We start from the raw sequence: 21993 nt of genomic DNA, 5'->3' as shown, positions 1-21993 counted from the left end.
TCGTCGCCGGCATGGCGGCCGTGCTGGCCGGCCTGGCGCAGGCCGCGTCCATCGCCAGCCCGCTCGACGGCGCGCCGCTGTGGTGGCTGCAGATGCTGTCGCTGGCCGCGCTGGTCCTGCTGCTCGACGCGGCACCGAACGTGCGTTCGGCCGGCTTGCGCGCCTGGCTCTTTTCCATCGCCTGGCTCTGCGGCACCTTCTGGTGGCTGTTCACGTCGATGCACACCTATGGCGGTCTGGCGGCGCCGCTGGCGATGCTGGCGGTGCTCGGGCTGGCGGCCTTCCTGGGCCTTTATTACGGCGTGGCGGGCGCGGTGTATCGCGCGATGCCGCAGCGTGGGCTGTGGCGCCGGGCTTCGGCCTTCGGCGGGCTCTGGCTGGTGGCCGAGCTGCTGCGCGGCACCTGGTTCACCGGTTTTCCATGGGGCGCGGGCGGCTATGCGCATGTCGACGGCGCTGCGCACTGGCTGGCGCCGCTGATCGGCGTGTACGGGCTCGGCGCGCTGGCGGCCGTGTTGGCGGCAGCGGCCGGCCTGGCACTGCGCGCGCGGCGGGCATTGCCGGCGGGCATCGCGATCGCGGTGTCGATCGTGGCCTCGCTCTGGCCGCAGGGCGAACCGGTGGCAGAGGCTTCCGCGCCGCTGTCGGTGGCACTGCTGCAGGGCAACATTCCGCAGGACGAAAAATTTCAGCCGGGCAGCGGCGTGCCGCTGGCGCTCGACTGGTATCTGCAGCAGTTGCAGGCGGCCAAGGAATCCTTGCTGGTCGCGCCGGAAACGGCGATTCCCGTGTTGCCGCAAGACCTGCCGACCGGCTATGCCGACACGGTGCACCGCCGCTTCGCCACCGGCACGCAGGCCGCGCTGATCGGCCTGCCGGTCGGCAACAACGCGCAGGGCTACAGCAACGCGGCCATCGGACTGCGGCCCGACCAGGCCAGCCCCTACCTCTACGAAAAACATCACCTCGTGCCTTTCGGCGAGTTCGTGCCGCCGCTGTTCCGCTGGTTCACCGACCTGATGAACATCCCGCTCGGCGACTTCCGCCGGGGCGACGTGGGTCAACCGTCCTTCGTGTGGCAGGGCCAGCGGCTGGCGCCCAATATCTGCTACGAGGATCTGTTCGGCGAGGAGCTGGCGCGGCGCTTCGTCGATGTGGCCAGCGCGCCGACGATCTTCGTCAACCTCAGCAACATCGGCTGGTTCGGCAACAGCATCGCCATCGACCAGCATCTCAACATCTCGCGCATGCGGTCGCTGGAGTTCGAGCGGCCGATGCTGCGCGCCACCAACACCGGCGCCACCGTGGTCATCGACGATCGGGGCCGTGTCACCGCATCGCTGGAGCCCTTCACCCGCGACGTGCTGCACACCGAGGTGCGGGGCCGGTCCACCGCGCCCACGCTGTTCGCGCGCTGGGCCGCACGCTGGGGCAACGCGCCCTTGTGGATCGTGGGGCTGGCGGTCGCGCTGGCGGCGGGGTTGACCGGCCGGGGTCGTCACCCGGGTATCTGACGCGAACAGCATGCTCGGCCTCGGCCGGGCGTTTCTCCGGATGACAGGCCCGGGCGGACATTCCCTAATCGGCCAGGGCCGCGAGCCCCTGACAACCGAGACAAAAAGGAATCCGCTTCCATGCAACGCCGCCAACTCCTGCAGGGCGCCATCGGCGCCGCTGCCGCCACCACACTGGGCGCACAGGCCCAGCCAGCCGGTGGATTTCCCAGCAAGCCGATCCGCCTGGTCATCGCCTTCCCGGCGGGCGGCCCGACCGACATCACCATGCGCCAGCTCGCCGAGAACGCCTCCAAGGTGCTCGGCCAGCCGGTGATCGTGGAAAACAAGCCCGGTGCCGGTGGCACGCTGCCCGCGCAGATGCTGCAGACCTCGCCGGCCGACGGCTACCTGGTGGCGCAGATCCCGCTGGGCGTCTTCCGCATCGGCTACACCACCAAGGTCGCCTGGGACCCGGTGAAGGACATCCGCTATGTCATCAACCTCACCGGCTACGCCTTCGGCATCGTGGTGCCGTCCAACAGCCCGATCAAGAACTGGAACGATTTCGTCGCCTACGCCCGCGCCAACCCGGGCAAGCTCAGCTACGGCTCGACCGGCACGTTGACCAGTCCGCACCTCACCACCGAGCTGGTCGCGCAGAAGCTCGGCATCGAGCTCAACCACGTGCCCTACAAAGGCAGCGCCGACCTGATGCAGGCGGTGATCGGCGGGCACGTGATGGCGGCGGCCGACTCCACCGGCTTCGCGCAGCAGGTGGCCGCGGGCAATCTGCGGGTGCTCAACACCTGGGGTGAGCAGCGGCTCGACAAGTTCCCTGACGCGCCCACGTTGAAGGAACTGGGCTTGGACATCGTGCAGAACTCGCCCTTCGGCATCGGCGCGCCACGCGACACGCCGCCGGAGGTGGTCAAGGCGCTGCACGATGCCTTCAAGAAAGGCATGGACGACCCGGCGTATGTGCAGGCGCTCGGCCGCTACGACATGCTGCCGATCTACATGGACTCGGCACGCTACGCCCGCTTCGCGCAGGAGACGGTGACCCGCGAGAAGGCGCTGATCGACAAGCTGGGGCTGGCCAAGCCGGTCTGATCGGGCTTTTGTCTCGACGCGGCCGGCCGACAATCCGGTCATGTCCGCTCCGGCCTGGCAAAAGATCCACATCCACCGCGCGGCGCCGCCGAAGCCCGCATGGGGGCAGCCGTGCAACGGCTGCGGTCAGTGCTGTCTGGTGGAGCCTTGCCCGCTGGGCATGGTGGTGTCGCGCAAGCGGCACGGTGCCTGCGATGCCCTGCGCTGGAACGATGCCTCCAGTCGCTACTGCTGCGGACTCGTGGCCGAGCCGGCTGCGGTGCTGGGACCGCGCTGGCGCTGGATGAGCCCCGTGGTGGCGCGGCTGGCCCGGCGCTGGATATCGGCGGGCTCGGGCTGCGACGCCGAACTGGAGTCGGCGCCGGACGACGCTGTTCGCTGAAGCCGCCGTGCGCCGGGGGGCGCTGCACCACGGCCCGTACACTGCCGCCCCATGCCCTGGCACGCCCGACTCGAACTCGACTACACCCGCGATGCGAACGCCCCCGACCGCACCGTCGCCCGCCACCGCCACGAGGGCCCGTTGCGCATCCTGCAAAGCCTCTATCCGGAAGGAGACGGCGTCTGCCACAACGTGCTGGTGCATCCGCCCGGCGGCCTGGTCGGCGGCGATGTGCTGGACATCACCCTGCGAGTCGGTCCCGGTGCCCACGGCCTGGTCACCACGCCGGGTGCCAGCCGCTTTTACCGCTCACAGGGCGAGGTCGCGCGCCAGCACACGCGCATCGCGGTGGGCGAGGGCGCCCGGCTCGAATGGCTGCCGCTCGAGGCCATCTGCTACGACGCCTGCGATGCCGAGAACCGGCTCGATCTGCAGCTCGCCCCGGGCGCCGGCCTGATCGGCTGGGACCTCACCGCCTTCGGCCTGCCCCACGCGGGCCTGCCCTTTCTGCGTGGTCGGCTGCGCCAGCACATCGAGATGCCCGGCATCTGGCTGGAGCGCGGCACCGTCGAGGCGAGCGACGCCCGGCTGCTCGACGGCCCGCTCGGCCTGGCGGGCCACCGCTGCATGGCGACCATCTTTCTGGCCGCGGGCGAAGCCCTGTTGCGCACCGAGCGCGAGCAGGCGCTGGACGTGGCCCGCGCCGTCATCGACGCCCATGCGCTGCGCGACACGGCGGGCGTGACCAGCCCGGACGGCCGGCTCGTCGTGGTGCGGGCGCTGGCGCCGGTGGTGGAGCCGGCGATGCACCTGGCGCGCGCGGTGCGTGCCGCCTGGCGCGGTGCTTGCTGGGGATTGGCGCCGACCGCGCCGCGCATCTGGAACATGTGAGCGCGTGGCCGTCCGCCATACGCCATCTGCCGTACACGCCGGGGCCACGCGCTCGCCCGGGCTGAATTACCATCGTTTTTTCTGACGAAACGCATCGACCCGAGGCCGCCTGCATGGAACTCACGCCCCGCGAAAAAGACAAGTTGCTGATCTTCACCGCCGCCCTGCTGGCCGAGCGCCGCAAGGGCCGCGGACTCAAGCTCAACTATCCGGAAGCCGTCGCGCTGATCAGCGCCTCGGTCATGGAAGGCGCTCGCGACGGCAAGACCGTGGCGCAGCTCATGAGCGAAGGCCGTGACGTGCTGAGCCGCGCCGACGTGATGGACGGCGTGCCCGAGATGATTCCGGACATCCAGGTCGAGGCCACCTTCCCCGATGGCACAAAACTTGTGACGGTCCACCAGCCCATTCCCTGAATCGCTTTTCCGAGACACGACCATGCTCAGCATTCTTTTCACCGCCGCATCGCGCGCGCTGCCCCTCGTCGCCGGCGCGACGCCGCTGTCGGCCCTGGCCCATCCCGGCACCGACCAGGGCGGCCACCACGCCTTTCTGTCGGGCATGCTGCATCCGATGGTCGGCGCCGACCACCTGGCGGCGATGGTCGCCGTCGGCCTGTGGAGCGCGCTGGCCGCGCGCCGTGCCTGGCCCGACCTGCTGGTCGCGCCGTTCGCCTTCGCCGCCATGCTGCTGTGCGGCGCGCTCGCGGGCCTGGCCGGTTTCGGCATCGCCGGCGTCGAGCCGATGATCGCCGCCTCGGTGCTGGTGATGGGCCTGCTGGTCATGACCCGGCTGCACCTGAACGCGTCGGTCGGCGCGGTGCTCGTCGGCGCATTCGCCGTCTTCCACGGACTGGCGCACGGCCACGAGCTCGCCGGCCAGTCGCATGCCGCCGCCACCCTGGCCGGCATGCTGGTGGCCACGGTCGCACTGCACGCCGCCGGCATCGCCTGCGGCTGGGCGCTGCGCCATCGCAGCCGCTGGCTGCCGCGCGTGGCGGGCGCCGCCGTCGCGCTCTTCGGCGTGGCTTTGCTCGCCGGTGCCGCCTGACCCACCTTCGAAAAGGCCATTGCATGACGCCCGGTGAACTTCTCGTCGACGACGGCGAACACACGCTCAACCCCGGCCGCCGTACCACCACGGTGCTGGTCAAGAACGCGTCGGAGCGGCCGATCCAGGTCGGCTCGCACTACCACTTCGCCGAGACCAACGGCGCGCTCGACTTCGACCGCGCTGCCGCGCGCGGCATGCGGCTCAACATCGCCAGCGGCACGGCGGTGCGCTTCGAGCCGGGCCAGCAGCGCACGGTCGAGCTGGTCGACTACGCGGGCGATCGCGTCGTCTATGGCTTTCGGGCACTCGTTCAAGGGAATCTGTAAATGGCCACGATCGGACGACGCGCCTATGCCGAGATCTTCGGCCCCACCGTCGGCGACCGGGTGCGGCTGGCCGACACCGACCTGATCATCGAAGTCGAGCGCGACTACACCCTGGCGGCCGGCGGCTACGGGGAAGAGGTCAAGTTCGGCGGCGGCAAGACCATCCGCGACGGCATGGCGCAGAGCCAGCGCACCAACGCACAGGGCGCCATGGACCTGGTGCTGACCAACGCGCTCATCCTCGACCACTGGGGCATCGTCAAGGCCGACATCGGCATCCAGGGCGGGCGCATCGTCAGGATCGGCAAGGCCGGCAACCCGGACACGCAGCCGGGCGTGGACATCGTCATCGGCCCGGGCACCGAGATCCTGAGCTGCGAGGGCAGCATCGTCACCGCCGGTGCCATCGACAGCCACATCCACTTCATCGCGCCGCAGCAGATCGAGGAAGCCCTCGCCTCGGGCACCACCACCATGCTGGGCGGCGGCACGGGGCCTGCCACCGGCACCCTGGCCACCACCTCCACGCCCGGTCCGTGGAACATCGAACGCATGATGCAGGCGGCCGACGCGTTTCCGATGAACCTGGGTTTTCTGGGCAAGGGCAACGCCAGCCGGCCGGAGGCGCTGCGCGAGCAGGCCGAGGCCGGCGTCATCGGCCTGAAGCTGCACGAGGACTGGGGCACCACGCCCGCGGCCATCGACACCTGCCTGTCGGTCGCCGACGAGCACGACATCCAGGTCGCGATCCACAGCGACACGCTCAACGAATCGGGCTTCGTCGAGAACACCATCGCCGCCACCAAGGGCCGCGGCCTGTGTGCCTTCCACACCGAAGGCGCGGGCGGCGGCCACGCGCCGGACATCCTGCGCGTGGTGGGCGAGGACAACTTCCTGCCCTCGTCGACCAACCCGACCATGCCCTACACCGTCAACACGCTCGACGAACACGTCGACATGCTGATGGTCTGCCACCACCTGGACGCGGCCATCGCCGAAGACCTGGCCTTCGCCGAGAGCCGCATCCGCAAGGAAACCATCGCGGCCGAGGACGTGCTGCACGACCTCGGCGCGATCAGCATGTTCAGCTCCGACAGCCAGGCCATGGGCCGCGTCGGCGAGATCACCATCCGCTGCTGGCAGACGGCGCACAAGATGAAGGGCCAGCGCGGCACGCTGCCCGAGGACAACGCGCGCAACGACAACTTCCGCGCGCGGCGCTACATCGCCAAGCTCACCATCAACCCGGCCATCGCGCACGGCATCGCCCACGAGGTGGGCAGCATCGAGGAAGGCAAGTGGGCCGACCTGGTGCTGTGGAAGCCGGCCTTCTTCGGGGTGAAGCCGAGCGTGGTCCTGAAGGGTGGTTTCATCGCCCTGGCCGCGATGGGCGACCCCAATGCCTCCATTCCCACGCCGCAGCCGGTGCACTACCGCCCCATGTTCGGCGCCTTCGGCGGCGCGGTTGCCAAAAGCTCGTTCACCTTCGTCTCGCAGGCGGGACTGGCCAACGACGTCGGCCGCAAGTACGGGCTGCAGAAGATGCTGTCGCCGGTGAAGAACGTGCGCGACATCCGCAAGCGCCACATGCTGCACAACGCCGCGCTGCCGGTGATGGAGATCGATGCGCAGACCTACGCGGTGCGCGCCGACGGGCAGCTGCTGACCTGCGAGCCGGCGAAGGTGCTGCCGATGGCGCAGCGGTATTTCTTGTTCTAGGACTTCATGCTCACCGTCAACAAACTCATGCCCCAGGGCAAGGGCCTCGCGCCCGTGCTGCTGAAGCGGGCCGCCACCGTGGAACTGGACTGGGACGTGCGCCAGAAGAGCCGGTTCGATGCGGAGGATTCCGCCGGCCGCAGGCTCGGGGTGTTCCTGCCGCGCGGCACGCTGGTGCGCGGCGGTGACGTGCTGGTGGCCGAGGACGGCTCGCTGGTGCGGGTGATCGCGGCACCGCAGGCGGTGCTGCGCATCACGCCCTGCGTGAACCACGGCAGCCCCTTCGACCTGGTCCGCGCCGCCTATCACCTGGGCAACCGGCATGTGCAGATCGAGCTCACGCCGACCTGCCTGAAGATCGAGCCCGATCATGTGCTGGCCGACATGCTGCGGGCGATGCACCTCATCGTGAACGAAGCGCGGGAAGGCTTCGAGCCGGAAGGTGGCGCGTACGCGGCCGGCGGGCATTCGCATGGATCGCACGGCCATGACCATGGTCACGCGCATTCGCACGATCACGCGCACGACCATGGTCACGGCGATCACGGCGATCACGGCCACAAGCATGTCCAGCAGGCGCATGTCCATGGTCCGGACTGCGGTCATGACCACCACGGTCATGGCCATGCGCACGATCACGACCATGCGCCAGCCGCCGCGCCGGCCGTCGTCCACTTCCACGCCAAGCGCCCTTGACCGCCTTCACCCCGGGCCTGCTCCAGCTGATCTGGCTGGCCTCGCCGGCCCTGCCGGTGGGCGGGTTCTCGTATTCCGAAGGGCTGGAAGCCGCCGTGGAATGGGCCGGCGTCGGCAGCGAGGCCGCGGCCTGCGACTGGATCTCCGGCCAGCTGCACCTCAGCCTGTCGCGCTGCGACCTGCCGGTGCTGCTGCAGGCGGTGACGGCCGCGCGCGCCGCGGATGCGAGCCGACTGCGCACGCTCGACGCCTGGATCCGCCAGACCCGCGAGACCAGCGAATTCCGCCTGCAGACCGAGCAGATGGGCCGGTCGCTGGCCGATTGGCTGCGCGGCCTGCATGGCGCCGATGCGTCGTTGTTTGCTGGTTGGCAGCCGACCTATCCGGTGGCCTTCGCGGTGGCCGCCGCACGAACGGCAGCCAGCGCCGAGGACATCGCCGCCGCGTTCTGTTTCGGCTGGGCCGAGAACATGGTGCAGACGGCGATCAAGTCGGTGCCGCTGGGCCAGAGCGCCGGCCAGCGCATCCTGGCCCGGTTGGCCGACGAAATACCCGTCGCGCTCGCCCATGCGGCGACGCTCGACGACGACAGCCGCCAGGCACTCAGCCCGATGCTCGCCATCCTCTCGTCCCGCCACGAAAACCAGTATTCCCGTCTTTTTCGAAGTTGATCAGGCTCAACCCCAGGCTTGCCCACTTCGTGTGGCCGCCTACCCCTGCCAGGGGCGATGCTGGCAGACCGGCAAAGCCGGTCTGCGGCATCCTCGGAAATGCCGGCTACTTTTTTATCGCACTGCTTATGACAAACGCTCTTCACACCATCGCCCATCGCACCAAGAAGCTGCCGCCGCTGCGGGTGGGCATCGGCGGGCCGGTCGGTTCCGGCAAGACCACGCTGCTGGAGATGCTCTGCAAGTCCATGCGCGACAAGTGGGACCTGGTGGCGATCACCAACGATATCTACACCAAGGAAGACCAGCGGCTGCTGACCATCAGCGGCGCGCTGCCGGTCGAGCGCATCGAGGGGGTGGAAACAGGCGGCTGCCCGCACACGGCGATCCGCGAGGATTGCTCGATCAACCTCGAGGCCATCGACCGCATGCTGGAGAAGTTTCCGAACGCCGACGTGGTGTTCGTGGAGTCGGGCGGCGACAACCTGGCGGCCACCTTCAGCCCCGAGCTGAGCGACCTGACGATCTACGTGATCGACGTGGCGGCCGGCGAGAAGATTCCGCGCAAGGGCGGCCCGGGCATCACCAAGAGCGACCTGTTCATCATCAACAAGACCGACCTCGCGCCGCACGTGGGCGCGGACCTGTCGGTGATGGAAGCCGACACCCGCCGCATGCGGCCGGAACGGCCCTTCGTGATGACCAACCTCCGCACCAAGGCAGGCCTGGACGAAGTGGTGGCCTTCATCGAGAAGAAGGGCATGCTGGTCTGACCGGCGCGGGCCGGAGAGGCCGGTTTCAGGCCGAGCCGGGATGCACTTCCAGCACGGCCCGCGCCACTTCGGCAAAACCGGCGCCTCGTTCCGAGCGCGTGATGTAGCGCGGCAACTGGCGCAGTTGCGGCAGGAAGCGCCGCACATTGGCCACCGCCACGCTGTTGGCCAGCGCGCCGAACATCAACTGGTCGTTGGTCGAGTCGCCGACGTAGGCCCAGCGGTCGATCTCGGCGTCGAGCCCGCGGCCGAGCAGGGCTCGCACCACCCAGTGCGCCCCGACCAGCTTGTCGTGGTCGCCCAGCCAGCCGTTGATGTGGATGCTGCTGACGGTGGCGTTCAGGCCCTCGGCGCGCATCAGGGCCACGACCGCGGCGATGCTCGCCTCGTCAAGCCGGGCGAATTCGCTGTGGTCGATGGCGATGTCGGTCTCGCGGCCCGGCGAGTCGGTGGCGCGCACGGCGCCCGGCACCTCGCGCTCGATGCGCGTCAGCACCTCCTGCAGCCGGGTGAAGCGCTCGGCACGGGTGGTGGCGTCGTCGCGATAGAGGCGCTGCACCTCCACGCCGCCGCCGCTGCGGGCCACCGGCACCAGCGCCACGGCGCCGTTCTCGGCCACCAGCGCATCGAGTGGCCAGGCGGCCGCGAAGGGCAGGCTCCAGCCGACGGGGCGGCCGGTGATGGCGATGCGGTGCAGGCCGCACGCCCGCAGCGCGCCGAGCGCGGCAAGCGCGTCGGGCGTGATGGCGCCGTCGGTCGTGAGCGTGTCGTCGATGTCGGTAAATACGCCCACCAGTCTCCGGCGGGGGTCGACAGGCCAGTCTGCCAGTGGCGCGATGGTCATGGCTTCTTGATCCGATCCCGAAAGACGAGCTTGCGCGCCGACGTGTAATTGACCGCCATGCCCGCGATGCTGCCGGCCGCCACGGCGAAGATCGGGGCCAGCGGGCTCTGCAGCATCGCCACGTACACCGCGTAGTTGACTGCCGCGCCGCCCAGCATCGCGAGCAGGTAACGGCCGTATTCGGCCGCGGCGGGCCCGCGTGCGCTGGCGAAGGTGAAGCGGCGGTTCAGCAGCCAGGTGAGCGATGCGGCCGCCCAGAAGGAGAGGAGTCGGCCGGCGTACCAACCTGCCCGGTCGGCCACCGCGTACAACACGGCAGCGTCGACCAGGAACCCGGCCGCGCCGACGAGTGCGAAGCGCAGGATCTGCTGTCGATACGGCGCCGGCGTCATGGGCCGTCGCGTCGCCAGAGGGGCTGGGCGAGATAGGCCAGTCGCTTGGCTTCCTGCCGGCCCAGGGTGACGGTGTGCAGCACCAATCCGCAGACCAGCGACAGCATGCCCGCCAGCATCACGCCCACCGACAGCACGGCGGTCGGCAGTCGCGGCACCAGTCCGGTTTGCCAATAGCCCATGACCACCGGTGCTGCCAACACCAGCGATGCGATCGCCAGCAGGGCGCCCACGAGCGAGAAGAAGATCATCGGCCGTTCGCTGGAGAACAGGCGTGCGACGGTGCGCAGGATGCGCCATCCATCGCGGAAGGTGGAGAGCTTGCTATGCGTGCCGGCCGGACGTTCGAAATAGGCGACCGGCAGTTCGCTCCAGGGCATGCGCAGTTCGAGGGCGTGGATGGTGAGTTCCGTTTCGATCTCGAAGCCGCGAGAGGTCGCGGGAAACGACTTCACGTAGCGGCGCGAGAACACCCGCAGGCCCGAAAGCATGTCGCTGAACTCGCCGCCGAACACCTGGCCGACCGCCGAGCTCAGCGCCCGGTTGCCCCAACGATGGCCGGGCCGGTAGGCCCGCGCGTCGGGCTCGTGTTCGACCCGTGCGCCGACCAGCATGTCCAGGCCGTTGTCGACGAAATGCTCGATCAGTCGACGGGCACCGGAGACATCGTAGGTGGCGTCGCCGTCGACCAGCAGATAGATGTCGGCCTCGACGTCGGCGAACATGCGGCGCACCACATTGCCCTTGCCCCGCAGGGGTACGGTGATCACACGGGCCTGGTGCGCCCGGGCCACGACTGCGGTGGGGTCGGTCGAGACGTTGTCGAAGACGTGGATCACGGCCTCGGGCAGCGCCGCGCGGCAGTCGCGGATGACCTGGCCGATCGCTCCCGCCTCGTTGTAGCAAGGCAGCAGGACGGCGATCCGGGGGAGGGCAGCGGTGGTGGGGTTCATGGAGCGGGGGCGGTGTCGAGACGGTAGAGTGCCACGCCTTCGTGCGCGAACATCAGGTGGAACCATCGGTCGAAGCCCGGTTTCGATGTGACGTTGGGCATGCGCCCGGTATGGATCAGCAGGGCATCGAAATCCTGCCGGCGCAAGGCCTGGTGCAGCGCCTGCGGCTCCAGGCCGATGTAGTCCCGGTAACGCCATGGGCCAAAACCGTCGCCGTGCGTGCGGGCAGGCGCGTAATAGAGCGTCTCTTCCAGTCCCATCTGGTAGACCTTGCCCGACGGATGCTCGCGCAACCAGGCGAGCACGGGATAACCGGTCACGCGCGCGGTGAGCACCGCCTCGCGCTCGTCGTGCGTGGACGCGATCCGCTGAAACAGCTGGGTCTTGGTCGCCGCCGCCAGGACCACGGCCACGATCGTGACCAGCACGAGGGCGATCGCCGGGCGCCCCGGCAGGCCGCGAGGCGGCCTTCTGCTTCGGGACACCCGTCTGGCGATCAGGCGCAATGCTTCCATCCACCCCGCTGCCGCCAGCAGCGAGAGCAGCGGATAGGCCACCATCAGATAGCGCGGGTAGCGGGAGCTGACCGCCCAGGTCGCTACCAGGTAGGCGGCAGCCACGATCGCAGCGCGCACGCCGGCGCGCTGGCGCAGGGCCGGGAAGAACGGTACCCACACGGCGGCGACGAGCCAGGGCTCCGGCCACGCGGCATGGCGACGGAGATCTTCGAACTGGAGCCGGAGGTCTTCGGCGTTCCAGTCGTGAAATCCGAAAATGCGCCCGCCTATGGGCGAAAAGGGATCGCCGGTCTGCCATGCGTTGCGCGCATACCAATAGCCTGCGGGCAGCAGCAGCGCCGACAGCACCCAGGCCCAGGTCGACGGCCGCCGGTCGTGCCGCACGAGCGACACGGCGAACAGGGGTAGCACCATCAGCGCCTGGTATTTGGAGCCGACGGCGATGCCCATGCAGAAGGCGCTGGCGGCGAGCCATCCTCGCGCGGCCTGCTCCTGGCATGCGCGCAGTTCCTGCCAGCGGAGGAAGCCGGCCAGGGCCGCCACGGTGAACAGGGCGACCGGCATGTCGACATAGGCGCGGTTGTATTCGCTGATCGTCAGCACGAACCAGAACGCGGTGGCGATGCAGGCGGTGATGCGGTCGAGGTAGCGCACCCCGAGGCGGTAGATGATGCAGGCGGCCAGCCAGCCGGCGCTGGCGCTGACCAGATGCGTCGCCACGTCGCTGCCCAGCAGCAGGCAGGCGGCGAAGAGCAGGTCGACGTTGTAGGGAAACCGGGGGTAGCGCAGCCATTCGTGGATCGCCAGCGTGCCTTCCTGCGCCCAAAGACGGGCATGCGGCAAGTGGTACATGAGTTCGTCCCAGACCAGCGGCACACCGAGCGGGCGGATGAACGTGGGCAACGCCACCGCGAGCATCAGACAGAAAGCCGCGCCCTCACCGAGTGTCCAGGCCAGACGCGCGGGCGGCGCCTGGCGGCGTCGGCTCCGCCAGGCCTCGTGCGCGCCGACGAGCAGGCCCACGCCCAGCGACAGAAGGACCGGCGCCGCGCGGAACCAGCCGGCGATCGCCAGGACCTGGAACAGGCAGATGTAGAGACCCGTGCCGACGACCACGGCCGTGGCCGGCCCGCCAGCCTCGTCGGGCCGATCCGCACCGATGCAGCGCAGGCCGCGCGAGCCGGCGCCCCAGGCCGCGAGCAGGGCGCAGGCCAGGCACAGATAGAGGCCGGCGGCATAGCCCAGCGTCGGCAGCATGGCTGGCGCCGATCAGCCCGCGTTCTGCAGCGCCAGTCCGGCGTGTTCGCGCAGCGGATGGAAGTGGATCTTGGGAAAGCGCTCCTGCGCCAGCCGCACGTCGTAGGGGCTGGTGCACAGGTAGGCCAGCGTGTTGGCCGCGTCGTGCGCCAGTCGCAAGGGATAGGCGTCGGTGAAGGCGCGCAAGTCGGCGGCATTGTCGGCGGTGATCCAGCGGGCGCCGGTGTACTGGCAGCCTTCCAGGCGCACGTCGGCGTCGTATTCGGTCTTGAGCCGGTGCTGCACCACTTCGAACTGCAGCTGCCCGACCGCGCCGAGCAGCATCGCGCCGCCGGCGTCGGGCTTGAAGACCTGGATCGCGCCTTCCTCGCCGAGCTGGGCCAGGCCCTGCTGCAGCTGCTTGGTGCGCAGCGGGTTCTTCAGGATGACGGTCATGAAGAGTTCCGGCGCGAAGAAGGGCAGGCCGGTGAACTGCAGCGCGGCACCGTCGGTGATGGTGTCGCCGAGCTGCACGCCGCCGTGCGTGGTGAAGCCGATGATGTCGCCCGCGTAGGCTTCGTCCACCGCCTCGCGGCGCTGGCTCATGAAGGTGACGACCGAGGTCGGCCGCAGTTCCTTGGCGGTGCGCTGCACCTTGAGTTTCATGCCGGGCGTGTACTTGCCGGCGGCCATGCGCACGAAGGCGATGCGGTCGCGGTGATTGGCGTCCATATTGGCCTGCACCTTGAACACCACGCCGGCGAAGTCCGGGTCTTCCGGCCGGATTTCCTTGACCACCGGCTGCCGGTTGACCACGGTGGTGCTGATGCGTGGTTGTGGCGACGGGGCCAGGTCGACCAGCGCGTCGAGCACCTCCATCACGCCGAAGTTGTTCACGCCCGAGCCAAAGAACACGGGTGTCTGCTTGCCGGCAAGAAAGGCCTCGCGGTCCCAGGCGGGCGATGCGCCGGTGGCAAGTTCCATGCTTTCCATGGCGGTGTCCCATTCGCCGCCGAAGCGCTGGCGCAGGGTGTCCTGCTCGGTCAGGGGAACGGTCTCGAAGTCCTGCGGCAGGCGCTCGGAGCCGGATTCGAACACGGTCATGGCCTGCGTGCGCAGGTTGACGATGCCGCCAAAGCTCTTGCCCTGGCCCACCGGCCAGGTCATGGGCACGCAGGGCATGCCGAGTTCGCGCTCGATCTCGTCGAGGATGTCCAGCGGCTCGCGCACCTCGCGGTCCATCTTGTTGACGAAAGTGATGATGGGCGTGTCGCGCTGGCGGCAGACCTCGATGAGCCGGCGGGTCTGCGCTTCGACGCCGTTGGCCGCGTCGATCACCATCAGGGCGGAGTCGACGGCGGTGAGCACGCGGTAGGTGTCTTCGGAGAAGTCCTTGTGGCCGGGCGTGTCGAGCAGGTTGACGACGTGGTCGCGGTAGGCCATCTGCATGACCGACGACGCCACCGAGATGCCGCGCTGCTTCTCGATTTCCATCCAGTCGGACGTGGCGTGGCGGCTGGCCTTGCGTGCCTTCACCGAGCCGGCGATCTGGATCGCACCGGAGAACAGCAGCAGCTTTTCCGTCAGCGTGGTCTTGCCCGCGTCAGGGTGGGAAATGATGGCGAAGGTGCGGCGGCGGCGGGTTTCCGCCAGGAAATTCGAGGACAAGCGGGTCTCCGGGGGACTGCCGGCGCGCGGGGCGGGCCGGTCTGGGGCAGCCTGCGATTCTCGCATCCGGCGCCCCGGGCGTCATCTCCCGCACGCCGGAGCCGATGCCCTCGCGCCGGTCAGCGACTCTGGTCCATGTACACCATTTGCGAATAGTGGCGGAGATCGCCATTGCGCAGCAGCGTGGAGAGGTTCACGTCCGCCGCCGGCAGCGCGACGATCACGTCGGGCAATTTGCCTTGGTCCGCCCAACGGCCCTTGGTCAGGAACTCGGCCGCCGCGGCGATCGAAATGCCGGAGCCGACCTGCAGGTTGGGGATCTGCCGGAAACCGGCCGGCGCGAGGGGGGCGGGGGGCTGCTTGCGCATCCGCTCGGCGACGGTGACGGCGTTGCCGCGGTACTGGCTGCCAGGGGTCGCTTGCAGCTGCAGGTCGGTCTCGATCATGGGCTGGTAGCGGCTCGGCCTGCCGCTTCCGGCCACCAACAGCTGACGGGGCTTCTCATGAATCGCCGACAGGGCCGGACGCGCACCTTGCATCCGAATGGCCACGGTGTTGCCGTGCAAGTCGTGAATGCGGGTGAGCACCAGCTTGCTGCCGAAGCGACGCTTGGCCGTTTCCAGTTCACGGATAAAGGCGCTGTTCGCCTGGACCGCCGCCTGGGTGACTGCGGCTGGCCGCTGCGAAGGGATGGAGTGGCCGACGAAGGGCGGTGCGCCGAAGACGGCTGGTCCCTGGACCCACGACTGCTGGCCCGGGCGTTGCAGAGCCTGGAAATGGTGCGAGGGCGTGGGTTGATAAGCCGGATGCGCCTGGCCGGGCGCAACGCTGGGGACGATGGGCATACGGGGCTGGGCAGCGCCGGGCCGCAATTGGGGGGGGGAAGCGTTGAATCCGTACATGGCGGGAATTTGCAGAATGGAAAGAAGCGATGCTCGGCCAGCGCCTGTTTCGCAGCCCGCGACCATGCGAAGAAGCGCGCATGTGGCCGAAGCGCCAGCGCTCGGCCGGCCTATAATCCGCGCTCTTTTCCGAGGAGCGTTGCAGCGCCGCGAGGCGTGAGGCTCGGAACCATCTCTTTGCAACGACGCTCGCCCACCGGCCTGCCCGGAGCGGCGCGAGTTTTTCTCGGCGGCTTCGGCGCCGGTGGCTGATCCACCTGCCCTCAGGAGCCACCATGAACGCTTCCCTCAAAACCGCCTCGCCGGTCGATACCGCCATCGCCGACATCTCCCTTGCCGCCTGGGGTCGCAAGGAAATCCGCATCGCCGAAACCGAGATGCCCGGCCTGATGGCGATCCGCGAGGAATTCGCCAAGACCCAGCCGTTGAAGGGAGCCCGCATCACCGGTTCGCTGCACATGACCATCCAGACGGCCGTGCTGATCGAAACCCTGCAGGCGCTCGGCGCCGAGGTGCGCTGGGCGTCGTGCAACATCTTCTCCACCCAGGACCACGCGGCGGCGGCCATCGCCGAGAGCGGCACGCCGGTGTTCGCGATCAAGGGCGAGACGCTCGAAGACTATTGGGACTACACCCACCGCATCTTCGACTTCGCTGCCAAGGGCGAGCCGGGCGAAGGCCCGAACATGATCCTGGACGACGGCGGCGATGCCACCCTGCTGATGCATCTGGGCCAGAAGGCCGAGAAGGACCTGTCGGTGCTGGCCAACCCGACCAGCGAAGAAGAACGCATCCTCTACGCCGCCATCAAGGCCAAGGTCGCCGAAGACGGCACCTGGTACACCCGCAAGTCGGCCGAGATCATCGGCGTGACCGAGGAAACCACCACCGGCGTGCACCGCTTGAACGAGATGTCGGTTAAGGGCACGCTGCTGTTCCGCGCCATCAACGTGAACGATTCGGTCACCAAGAGCAAGTTCGACAACCTCTACGGCTGCCGTGAGTCGCTGGTGGACGGCATCAAGCGCGCCACCGACGTGATGATCGCCGGCAAGGTGGCCGTGGTCGCCGGCTACGGCGACGTGGGCAAGGGCTCGGCCCAGGCACTGCGCGCGCTGTCGGCGCAGGTGTGGGTCACCGAGATCGACCCGATCAACGCCCTGCAGGCCGCCATGGAAGGCTACCGCGTGGTGACCATGGAGTACGCCGCCGACAAGGCCGACATCTTCGTCACGACCACCGGCAACAAGGACGTCATCCGCCACGAGCACATGGCCGCCATGAAGGACCAGGCGATCGTCTGCAACATCGGCCATTTCGACAACGAGATCGAGGTCGCTTCCCTGGAGCAATACCAGTGGGAAGAGATCAAGCCGCAGGTCGACCACATCATCTTCCCGGACGGCAAGCGCATCATCCTGCTGGCCAAGGGCCGCCTGGTGAACCTGGGCTGCGGCACCGGTCACCCGAGCTATGTGATGAGCTCGTCCTTCGCCAACCAGACCATCGCCCAGATCGAACTGTTCACCAAGCCGGACGAGTACCAGGCCGGCAAGGTCTACGTGCTGCCCAAGCACCTCGACGAGAAGGTCGCGCGGCTGCAGCTGTCCAAGCTGAACGCGCAGCTGACGGTGCTGACCGATGCGCAGGCCGCCTACATCGGCGTGGACAAGAACGGTCCGTACAAGCCCGATACGTATCGCTACTAACCCCCCAGGCTTGCCCACTTCGTGTGGCCGCCTACCCGCGTGCGGGGGGCGGCGCTGGCCGTGTCGGCAATGCCGGCCCGGCTGCATCCCGAGGGCGGGCACTGCGTGCCGCCGGCATCTGTTCCATGCGAGCTGATCAGCTACTTGTCGAGCGCGGCATCGCCGCCTCGCGTTCGCAGGCCCAGCGACTGATCGCCGCCGGCTTGCGCTGGCGCGTGGGCGCGGGGCCGTGGAAGGCTGTCGGCAAGAATGGCGACGAGGTGGCGGAGGGGGCGGAGCTCGAGCTGGCCGATGCCGCCGAAGCACGTTATGTGTCGCGCGGCGGGCTCAAGCTCGAAGGGGCCTTGCGCGATGCGGGTGTGTCGGCCGATGGGCTGGTCTGCCTCGACGTCGGCCAGTCGACCGGTGGTTTTACCGACTGCCTGCTGCGCCACGGTGCGGCACGGGTGGTGGGCGTGGACGTGGGACACGGGCAGTTGCATCCGTCGCTGGCCGGCGACGCCCGCGTCGACGCCTTCGAGGGCTTGAATGCGCGATCGCTCTGCGCCGCCGATATCGGCGACGCCATGCCGCCGGATGGCTTCGGCCTGGTGGTGGGCGATCTGTCCTTCATCTCGCTCAGCCTGGTGCTGCCGGCGCTCGCGCCCTTGCTGTCTTCAGGCGGCACGGTGCTGATGCTGGTCAAGCCGCAGTTCGAACTGCAGCCGGGACAGGTGGGCAAGGGCGGCATCGTGCGTGATGCCGGCCTGTACGCGGCGGTCGAGCAGCGCCTGCGAAAGGCGTGTGACGACGTCGGTTTGGCGGTGCGGCACTGGTTGCCCAGCGCCATCGTCGGCGGCGACGGCAACCGCGAATTCTTCATTCATGCAGAAAGGGCGCCATGAGCGCAGACATTTCTCCGCTGTTGCCGGAAACCGGACCGGTCAGCTTCGAATTCTTTCCGCCCAAGACGGCCGAAGGCGCGGTCAAGCTGCGGGCGGTGCGCCAGACGCTCTACGCGCGGCGGCCCGAGTTCTGCTCGGTCACCTATGGCGCCGGCGGTTCGACCCAGGAAGGCACCTTCACCACGGTGCGCGAGATCCTGGCCGAGGGCATGGACGCCGCCTCGCACTTCTCGTGCGTCGGCGCCACCCGCGCGTCGGTGCGCGCCCAGCTGCAGGAACTGCGCGCCATGGGCGTGCGCCGGCTGGTCGCCTTGCGGGGCGATCTGCCCAGCGGCTACGGCATCGGCGGCGAGTTCTCCTATGCCAGCGACCTGGTCGAGTTCATCCGCGCCGAAACCGGGGATGCGTTCCGGATCGAGGTAGCGGCATACCCCGAGGTGCACCCCCAGGCACGATCGCCCCAGGCCGACCTTCAGGCTTTCGCGGCCAAGGCGAAAGCCGGCGCCGACAGTGCCATCACCCAGTATTTCTACAGCGCCGACGCTTATTTCCGCTTCGTCGACGAAGCGCTGGCGCTGGGCATCGAGATCCCGATCGTGCCGGGCGTGATGCCGATCACCAGCTCCACGCAGCTGCTGCGCTTCTCCGACGCCTGCGGCGCGGAGATCCCGCGCTGGATCCGGCTGCGTCTGCAGGCTTTCGGCGACGACGTCGAATCGATCCGCGCCTTCGGTCTCGACGTGGTCACCGACCTGTGCGAGCAGCTGGCCGCGGGCGGTGCGCCGGGCCTGCATCTCTACACCATGAACCAGGCGACCGCGCCGCTGGCCTTGCTCGATCGGCTTGGCCACGGCGCATGAGGCGGCCGATCGCGGCCACCCTGGCCGGGACCTTGGTGGCGGCATTGCTGCTCGATGGCTGCGCCGGAGATAGGGCGCGGCAAGCGGGCGCCGACCCGTCGACCAACGCCGAATCCGTCGCGCCGCTGCCGGCACCGCCTCCGCTCAAGCCGCTGGAGCGGCTGGCGCCGACCGCCAGATCGGACGCCGCATCGGCGGTGATGCCGGTCATCGCCGATGGCGTGGTCGACCCCGACGAAGAGGGCGCCGAGCCGGGAGCGGAGTTCGAGCGTGGTGGCGCCTCGTGGTACGGCAGCCGGTTCCAGGGACGGCGCACCGCCAGCGGCGAGCGGTTCGATCTGGCGGACTTCACGGCAGCGCACCGCACCTTGCCGTTCGGCACGCTGGTGTGCGTGCGCAATCTCGCCAACCAGCGGATCGTGATGGTTCGAATCAACGACCGGGGCCCCGCGTCACGCCGTCGGGCGATCGACATCAGCCAAGCGGCGGCAGACGAAGTAGGCATGGTCGGCGCAGGTGTGCAGAACGTGGCGCTGTCACGCCCCGTCTCGGGGCAGTTTCGCTGCGAATAAGTGCATACAAAAAGTGCGTACGGTCTCGCGTGCGCTTTTTTGGACACGTGCTCTCAGGATTTCAATGCACTTAAGGCTGGCATGGGCTTTGCGTATGGCATTTACGAAATTTCACACGTCCTTTGCTCAACCCCTCCTAGAGAGTCAAATCCATGAAGAAGTCGCTTATTGCTGCATGCGCCGCCCTGGTCTGCGCATCCGGCGCGTATGCACAAAGCAGCGTCACCCTCACCGGCCTGGTGGACATGTACGCCGCTTCGCAGAAGCAGCCCGGCACCGACGGTCGCGTCAACCAGCTGGGTAGCGGCGGCATGACCACCTCGTGGTTCGGCATGACCGGCACCGAAGACCTCGGCGGCGGTCTGAAGGCCAACTTCAAGCTGACCTCGTTCCAGCGTCTGGACACCGGCACCCCCGGCCGCTTCGGTGGCGACAACTTCTTCACCCGTGACGCCAACGTGGGCCTGTCCGGCGGCTTCGGCGCGGTCACCCTGGGCCGCGGCCTCGCGCCGAACTTCCTGCCGACCATCCTGTTCAACCCGTTCGGTGACTCCTTCCAGTTCGCCCCGCTGGTGCTGCAGAAGAACGTGGGCCTGTTCAACCCGGGCGCCGGCTACGCATCGTCCACGCCGTCGGACACCGGCTGGTCCAACGAAATCATCTACACGACCCCGACCTTCGGCGGCCTGACGGTCAACGTGCACTACCAGTTCGGCGAGCAGAACAGCTCCACGAACAACGACAACAAGAAGAACCTGGGCATCAACGCCATCTACTTCAACGGCCCGTTCGCCCTGACCGGCTACTACGAACATGACCAGGTCAACAACTACAACGGCAACACCGGTGCCAACGCCCCGATGACGCTCATCACCGCGGCCATCGGCGGCGCCAACGTGCCCACCACCCGCAAGGACTGGATGCTCGGCGGCTCCTACGACGCCGGCATCGTGAAGGGCTTCCTGACCTACGGCCAGACCAAGACCGACATCACCGACGTGAAGTACAGCACCACCCAGGTCGGCGCTTCGGCTCCGATCGGCGCCGGCAAGCTGCTCGCCAGCGTGGCGCGCACCAGCATCGACAACGCGCCGACCTTCGTCAACAAGCGACTGACCGCCACCATCGGCTACGACTACTTCCTGTCCAAGCGCACCGACGTGTACGCCAACCTGATGTATGACCGGCTGACCAGCGAGCTGTCGAAGGGCAACACCGTCGCCGTCGGCATCCGCCACCGCTTCTGATCGCGACCTGAAGCCGCGAGGCGGCTGGCGTTGAAAAACGTCAGGCGCCGCCGGCTTCGAGCGTGAACGCGGCCCTGGAGTCCTGCTCCAGGGCCGTTTTCATTTGCGGCAAGGCTTCGGCGAGCTGTTCGCGCAGGGTGAAGGGCGGGTTGACGATGAACATGCCACTGGCAGGAAGCCCCGGGCGCTTGTGGTCCACGCCCGGCAGGTTGGCCGGGGCCACCGAGGTGCCGCCCTTGACGGTCAGGGTCGCGTGCAGCCAGGGCTTGCGCGCCTGGTTGGCCAGCGTGCGCAGCCGGCGCGGAAGATCGTGCGCCTCGGCGCGGCCGATGATCGGGTACCAGACCGCGTAGGTGCCGGTGGCGAATCGCTTCAGGCTGTCGCCCACCAACTGGGCCGCACTGGCGTAGTCCGACTTCATTTCGTAGCTCGGATCGCACAGCACCAGCGCGCGTCGCGCCGGCGGTGGCAGGAACTTCTTCACGCCTTCGAAGCCGTCCTCGCGCAGAACGGCGATGCGCCGGCCGGCATCGAGCTGGTCGGTATTGCCGGAGAGCGCCCGGGCGTCGGTGGGGTGGAGCTCGAACAGCTTGAGCCGGTCGTGACCGCGCAGCAGACGTTCCGAGACGAAAGGCGAGCCGGGGTACACATTGGCGCCGCCGGCACGGTTGAACTCGGCCACCAGGTCGAGATAGGACTGCAGCAGCGCTGCCGGCGCCGGGGCGCCTTCGGCCGCGAAGAAGGCCCGCAGGCGGCCGATGCCTTCGAGCGACTCTCCGCTCTTGGTGGCGTAGTCGCCGTCCAGGCGATACAGGCCGGCGCCGGCGTGCGTGTCGATCACCGTCAGTGCCGCCTCCTTCTGCACCAGGTATTGCAGGATGCCGATCAGCGTCGCGTGCTTGAGCACATCCGCGTGATTGCCGGCGTGAAAGGCGTGTCGGTAACTGAACATGATGGCGCCGATGTTAACGACCCACCCGCGATATTGCGGCGTGTCCCGGAAACTTCCTATAATGGAGGGCTTCGCAGCGCCTTGGCAGGTCCCGCGGCGAAGATGCCGGTTGTGTACGCAGTGCGCTTTCGGTAGCTCC

Annotated in this window: 23 protein-coding genes and 1 riboswitch; of the genes, 16 read left to right on the top strand and 7 right to left on the bottom strand. The window is 68.5% G+C overall.

Annotated elements, in window-relative coordinates; translation table 11 throughout:
- The first annotated feature begins 11 nt into the window (after positions 1–11).
- From lnt to ureG, 11 genes are all read left to right on the top strand, one after another.
- On the top strand, positions 12–1514 hold the full coding sequence (gene lnt, locus R9X41_RS19800) for an apolipoprotein N-acyltransferase (protein ID WP_318635286.1): 1503 nt from the start codon (positions 12–14) through the stop codon (positions 1512–1514).
- 120 nt (positions 1515–1634) lie between these two features.
- Positions 1635–2606, top strand: coding sequence for a tripartite tricarboxylate transporter substrate binding protein (locus R9X41_RS19795; protein ID WP_318632151.1), 972 nt, complete (start codon positions 1635–1637; stop codon positions 2604–2606).
- Between the two features lie 40 nt (positions 2607–2646).
- A complete protein-coding gene (locus R9X41_RS19790; RefSeq protein WP_318632150.1) occupies positions 2647–2988 on the top strand; it encodes a hypothetical protein in 342 nt (113 codons plus the stop codon).
- A 51-nt stretch (positions 2989–3039) separates the two neighbouring features.
- Positions 3040–3879: an urease accessory protein UreD gene (locus R9X41_RS19785; RefSeq protein ID WP_318632149.1), complete on the top strand. Its 840-nt coding sequence runs from the start codon at positions 3040–3042 to the stop codon at positions 3877–3879.
- A gap of 113 nt (positions 3880–3992) precedes the next feature.
- Positions 3993–4295, top strand: a complete 303-nt coding sequence (locus R9X41_RS19780; RefSeq protein WP_318632148.1) for an urease subunit gamma — start codon at positions 3993–3995, stop codon at positions 4293–4295.
- 22 nt (positions 4296–4317) lie between these two features.
- The gene (locus tag R9X41_RS19775) at positions 4318–4929 is read left to right on the top strand and encodes a HupE/UreJ family protein (RefSeq protein ID WP_318632147.1); all 612 of its coding nucleotides are present in this window, start codon (positions 4318–4320) and stop codon (positions 4927–4929) included.
- 23 nt (positions 4930–4952) lie between these two features.
- The gene (locus tag R9X41_RS19770; RefSeq protein ID WP_318632146.1) at positions 4953–5258 is read left to right on the top strand and encodes an urease subunit beta; all 306 of its coding nucleotides are present in this window, start codon (positions 4953–4955) and stop codon (positions 5256–5258) included.
- Positions 5259–6977 (top strand): urease subunit alpha, encoded by a 1719-nt coding sequence (gene ureC / locus R9X41_RS19765; protein ID WP_318632145.1) that lies wholly within the window; start codon positions 5259–5261, stop codon positions 6975–6977.
- Positions 6978–6983: 6 nt separating this feature from the next.
- Positions 6984–7673 (top strand): urease accessory protein UreE, encoded by a 690-nt coding sequence (ureE, locus tag R9X41_RS19760; RefSeq protein ID WP_318632144.1) that lies wholly within the window; start codon positions 6984–6986, stop codon positions 7671–7673.
- A complete protein-coding gene (locus tag R9X41_RS19755; RefSeq protein WP_318632143.1) occupies positions 7670–8344 on the top strand; it encodes an urease accessory protein UreF in 675 nt (224 codons plus the stop codon). Before ureE ends, R9X41_RS19755 begins: the two co-directional genes overlap by 4 nt.
- Positions 8345–8472: 128 nt before the next feature.
- The gene (ureG, locus tag R9X41_RS19750; protein WP_318632142.1) at positions 8473–9117 is read left to right on the top strand and encodes an urease accessory protein UreG; all 645 of its coding nucleotides are present in this window, start codon (positions 8473–8475) and stop codon (positions 9115–9117) included.
- 25 nt (positions 9118–9142) lie between these two features.
- On the opposite strand, the gene R9X41_RS19745 is transcribed toward ureG, so the two are convergent.
- The 6 genes from R9X41_RS19745 to R9X41_RS19720 form a co-directional block, all read right to left on the bottom strand.
- On the bottom strand, positions 9143–9961 hold the full coding sequence (locus R9X41_RS19745) for an HAD-IIB family hydrolase (RefSeq protein ID WP_318632141.1): 819 nt from the start codon (positions 9959–9961) through the stop codon (positions 9143–9145).
- On the bottom strand, positions 9958–10353 hold the full coding sequence (locus R9X41_RS19740) for a GtrA family protein (protein WP_318632140.1): 396 nt from the start codon (positions 10351–10353) through the stop codon (positions 9958–9960). Before R9X41_RS19740 ends, R9X41_RS19745 begins: the two co-directional genes overlap by 4 nt.
- Entirely contained in the window at positions 10350–11306 is a 957-nt protein-coding gene (locus tag R9X41_RS19735) for a glycosyltransferase family 2 protein (protein ID WP_318632139.1), read from the bottom strand. Before R9X41_RS19735 ends, R9X41_RS19740 begins: the two co-directional genes overlap by 4 nt.
- On the bottom strand, positions 11303–13081 hold the full coding sequence (locus R9X41_RS19730) for an ArnT family glycosyltransferase (protein WP_318632138.1): 1779 nt from the start codon (positions 13079–13081) through the stop codon (positions 11303–11305). Before R9X41_RS19730 ends, R9X41_RS19735 begins: the two co-directional genes overlap by 4 nt.
- A gap of 12 nt (positions 13082–13093) precedes the next feature.
- Positions 13094–14728, bottom strand: coding sequence for a peptide chain release factor 3 (locus R9X41_RS19725; protein ID WP_318632137.1), 1635 nt, complete (start codon positions 14726–14728; stop codon positions 13094–13096).
- Positions 14729–14847: 119 nt separating this feature from the next.
- Entirely contained in the window at positions 14848–15573 is a 726-nt protein-coding gene (locus R9X41_RS19720) for a hypothetical protein (RefSeq protein WP_318632136.1), read from the bottom strand.
- Between the two features lie 182 nt (positions 15574–15755).
- Positions 15756–15828, top strand: a riboswitch (S-adenosyl-L-homocysteine riboswitch).
- A gap of 77 nt (positions 15829–15905) precedes the next feature.
- Here R9X41_RS19720 and ahcY point away from each other — a divergent pair.
- The 5 genes from ahcY (at position 15906) to R9X41_RS19695 (ending at position 20902) form a co-directional block, all read left to right on the top strand.
- The gene (ahcY, locus tag R9X41_RS19715) at positions 15906–17339 is read left to right on the top strand and encodes an adenosylhomocysteinase (protein WP_318632135.1); all 1434 of its coding nucleotides are present in this window, start codon (positions 15906–15908) and stop codon (positions 17337–17339) included.
- A 125-nt stretch (positions 17340–17464) separates the two neighbouring features.
- Entirely contained in the window at positions 17465–18223 is a 759-nt protein-coding gene (locus R9X41_RS19710) for a TlyA family RNA methyltransferase (protein WP_318632134.1), read from the top strand.
- Positions 18220–19083, top strand: a complete 864-nt coding sequence (gene metF, locus R9X41_RS19705; RefSeq protein WP_318632133.1) for a methylenetetrahydrofolate reductase [NAD(P)H] — start codon at positions 18220–18222, stop codon at positions 19081–19083. The genes R9X41_RS19710 and metF overlap by 4 nt, the downstream gene beginning before the upstream one ends.
- Positions 19080–19655: a septal ring lytic transglycosylase RlpA family protein gene (locus tag R9X41_RS19700; RefSeq protein WP_318632132.1), complete on the top strand. Its 576-nt coding sequence runs from the start codon at positions 19080–19082 to the stop codon at positions 19653–19655. Before metF ends, R9X41_RS19700 begins: the two co-directional genes overlap by 4 nt.
- A 152-nt stretch (positions 19656–19807) precedes the next feature.
- Positions 19808–20902, top strand: coding sequence for a porin (locus R9X41_RS19695; protein WP_318632131.1), 1095 nt, complete (start codon positions 19808–19810; stop codon positions 20900–20902).
- 40 nt (positions 20903–20942) lie between these two features.
- On the opposite strand, the gene R9X41_RS19690 is transcribed toward R9X41_RS19695, so the two are convergent.
- Entirely contained in the window at positions 20943–21854 is a 912-nt protein-coding gene (locus tag R9X41_RS19690) for a 23S rRNA (adenine(2030)-N(6))-methyltransferase RlmJ (RefSeq protein ID WP_318632130.1), read from the bottom strand.
- Positions 21855–21993: the final 139 nt, after the last annotated feature.

This window comes from Xylophilus sp. GOD-11R (assembly GCF_033546935.1).
Classification (GTDB): domain Bacteria; phylum Pseudomonadota; class Gammaproteobacteria; order Burkholderiales; family Burkholderiaceae_C; genus Xylophilus.
The sequence above is the reverse complement of the archived record's forward strand: the minus strand, read 5'-3'. Positions and strand labels throughout refer to the sequence as shown.

What these genes read in the sequence shown, in the direction of transcription:
- ureE (WP_318632144.1), top strand. Translation starts at nt 6,984, where the DNA reads ATGCTCACCGTCAACAAACTCATGCCCCAGGGCAAGGGCCTCGCGCCC.
- R9X41_RS19785 (WP_318632149.1), top strand. Translation starts at nt 3,040, where the DNA reads ATGCCCTGGCACGCCCGACTCGAACTCGACTACACCCGCGATGCGAAC.
- R9X41_RS19700 (WP_318632132.1), top strand. Translation starts at nt 19,080, where the DNA reads ATGAGGCGGCCGATCGCGGCCACCCTGGCCGGGACCTTGGTGGCGGCA.
- R9X41_RS19735 (WP_318632139.1), bottom strand. Translation starts at nt 11,306, where the DNA reads ATGAACCCCACCACCGCTGCCCTCCCCCGGATCGCCGTCCTGCTGCCT.
- R9X41_RS19730 (WP_318632138.1), bottom strand. Translation starts at nt 13,081, where the DNA reads ATGCTGCCGACGCTGGGCTATGCCGCCGGCCTCTATCTGTGCCTGGCC.
- R9X41_RS19720 (WP_318632136.1), bottom strand. Translation starts at nt 15,573, where the DNA reads ATGCCCATCGTCCCCAGCGTTGCGCCCGGCCAGGCGCATCCGGCTTAT.
- R9X41_RS19795 (WP_318632151.1), top strand. Translation starts at nt 1,635, where the DNA reads ATGCAACGCCGCCAACTCCTGCAGGGCGCCATCGGCGCCGCTGCCGCC.
- R9X41_RS19770 (WP_318632146.1), top strand. Translation starts at nt 4,953, where the DNA reads ATGACGCCCGGTGAACTTCTCGTCGACGACGGCGAACACACGCTCAAC.
- ahcY (WP_318632135.1), top strand. Translation starts at nt 15,906, where the DNA reads ATGAACGCTTCCCTCAAAACCGCCTCGCCGGTCGATACCGCCATCGCC.
- R9X41_RS19790 (WP_318632150.1), top strand. Translation starts at nt 2,647, where the DNA reads ATGTCCGCTCCGGCCTGGCAAAAGATCCACATCCACCGCGCGGCGCCG.
- R9X41_RS19710 (WP_318632134.1), top strand. Translation starts at nt 17,465, where the DNA reads ATGCGAGCTGATCAGCTACTTGTCGAGCGCGGCATCGCCGCCTCGCGT.
- metF (WP_318632133.1), top strand. Translation starts at nt 18,220, where the DNA reads ATGAGCGCAGACATTTCTCCGCTGTTGCCGGAAACCGGACCGGTCAGC.
- R9X41_RS19745 (WP_318632141.1), bottom strand. Translation starts at nt 9,961, where the DNA reads ATGACCATCGCGCCACTGGCAGACTGGCCTGTCGACCCCCGCCGGAGA.
- R9X41_RS19775 (WP_318632147.1), top strand. Translation starts at nt 4,318, where the DNA reads ATGCTCAGCATTCTTTTCACCGCCGCATCGCGCGCGCTGCCCCTCGTC.
- R9X41_RS19740 (WP_318632140.1), bottom strand. Translation starts at nt 10,353, where the DNA reads ATGACGCCGGCGCCGTATCGACAGCAGATCCTGCGCTTCGCACTCGTC.
- lnt (WP_318635286.1), top strand. Translation starts at nt 12, where the DNA reads ATGGCGGCCGTGCTGGCCGGCCTGGCGCAGGCCGCGTCCATCGCCAGC.
- R9X41_RS19690 (WP_318632130.1), bottom strand. Translation starts at nt 21,854, where the DNA reads ATGTTCAGTTACCGACACGCCTTTCACGCCGGCAATCACGCGGATGTG.
- R9X41_RS19695 (WP_318632131.1), top strand. Translation starts at nt 19,808, where the DNA reads ATGAAGAAGTCGCTTATTGCTGCATGCGCCGCCCTGGTCTGCGCATCC.
- ureG (WP_318632142.1), top strand. Translation starts at nt 8,473, where the DNA reads ATGACAAACGCTCTTCACACCATCGCCCATCGCACCAAGAAGCTGCCG.
- R9X41_RS19780 (WP_318632148.1), top strand. Translation starts at nt 3,993, where the DNA reads ATGGAACTCACGCCCCGCGAAAAAGACAAGTTGCTGATCTTCACCGCC.
- ureC (WP_318632145.1), top strand. Translation starts at nt 5,259, where the DNA reads ATGGCCACGATCGGACGACGCGCCTATGCCGAGATCTTCGGCCCCACC.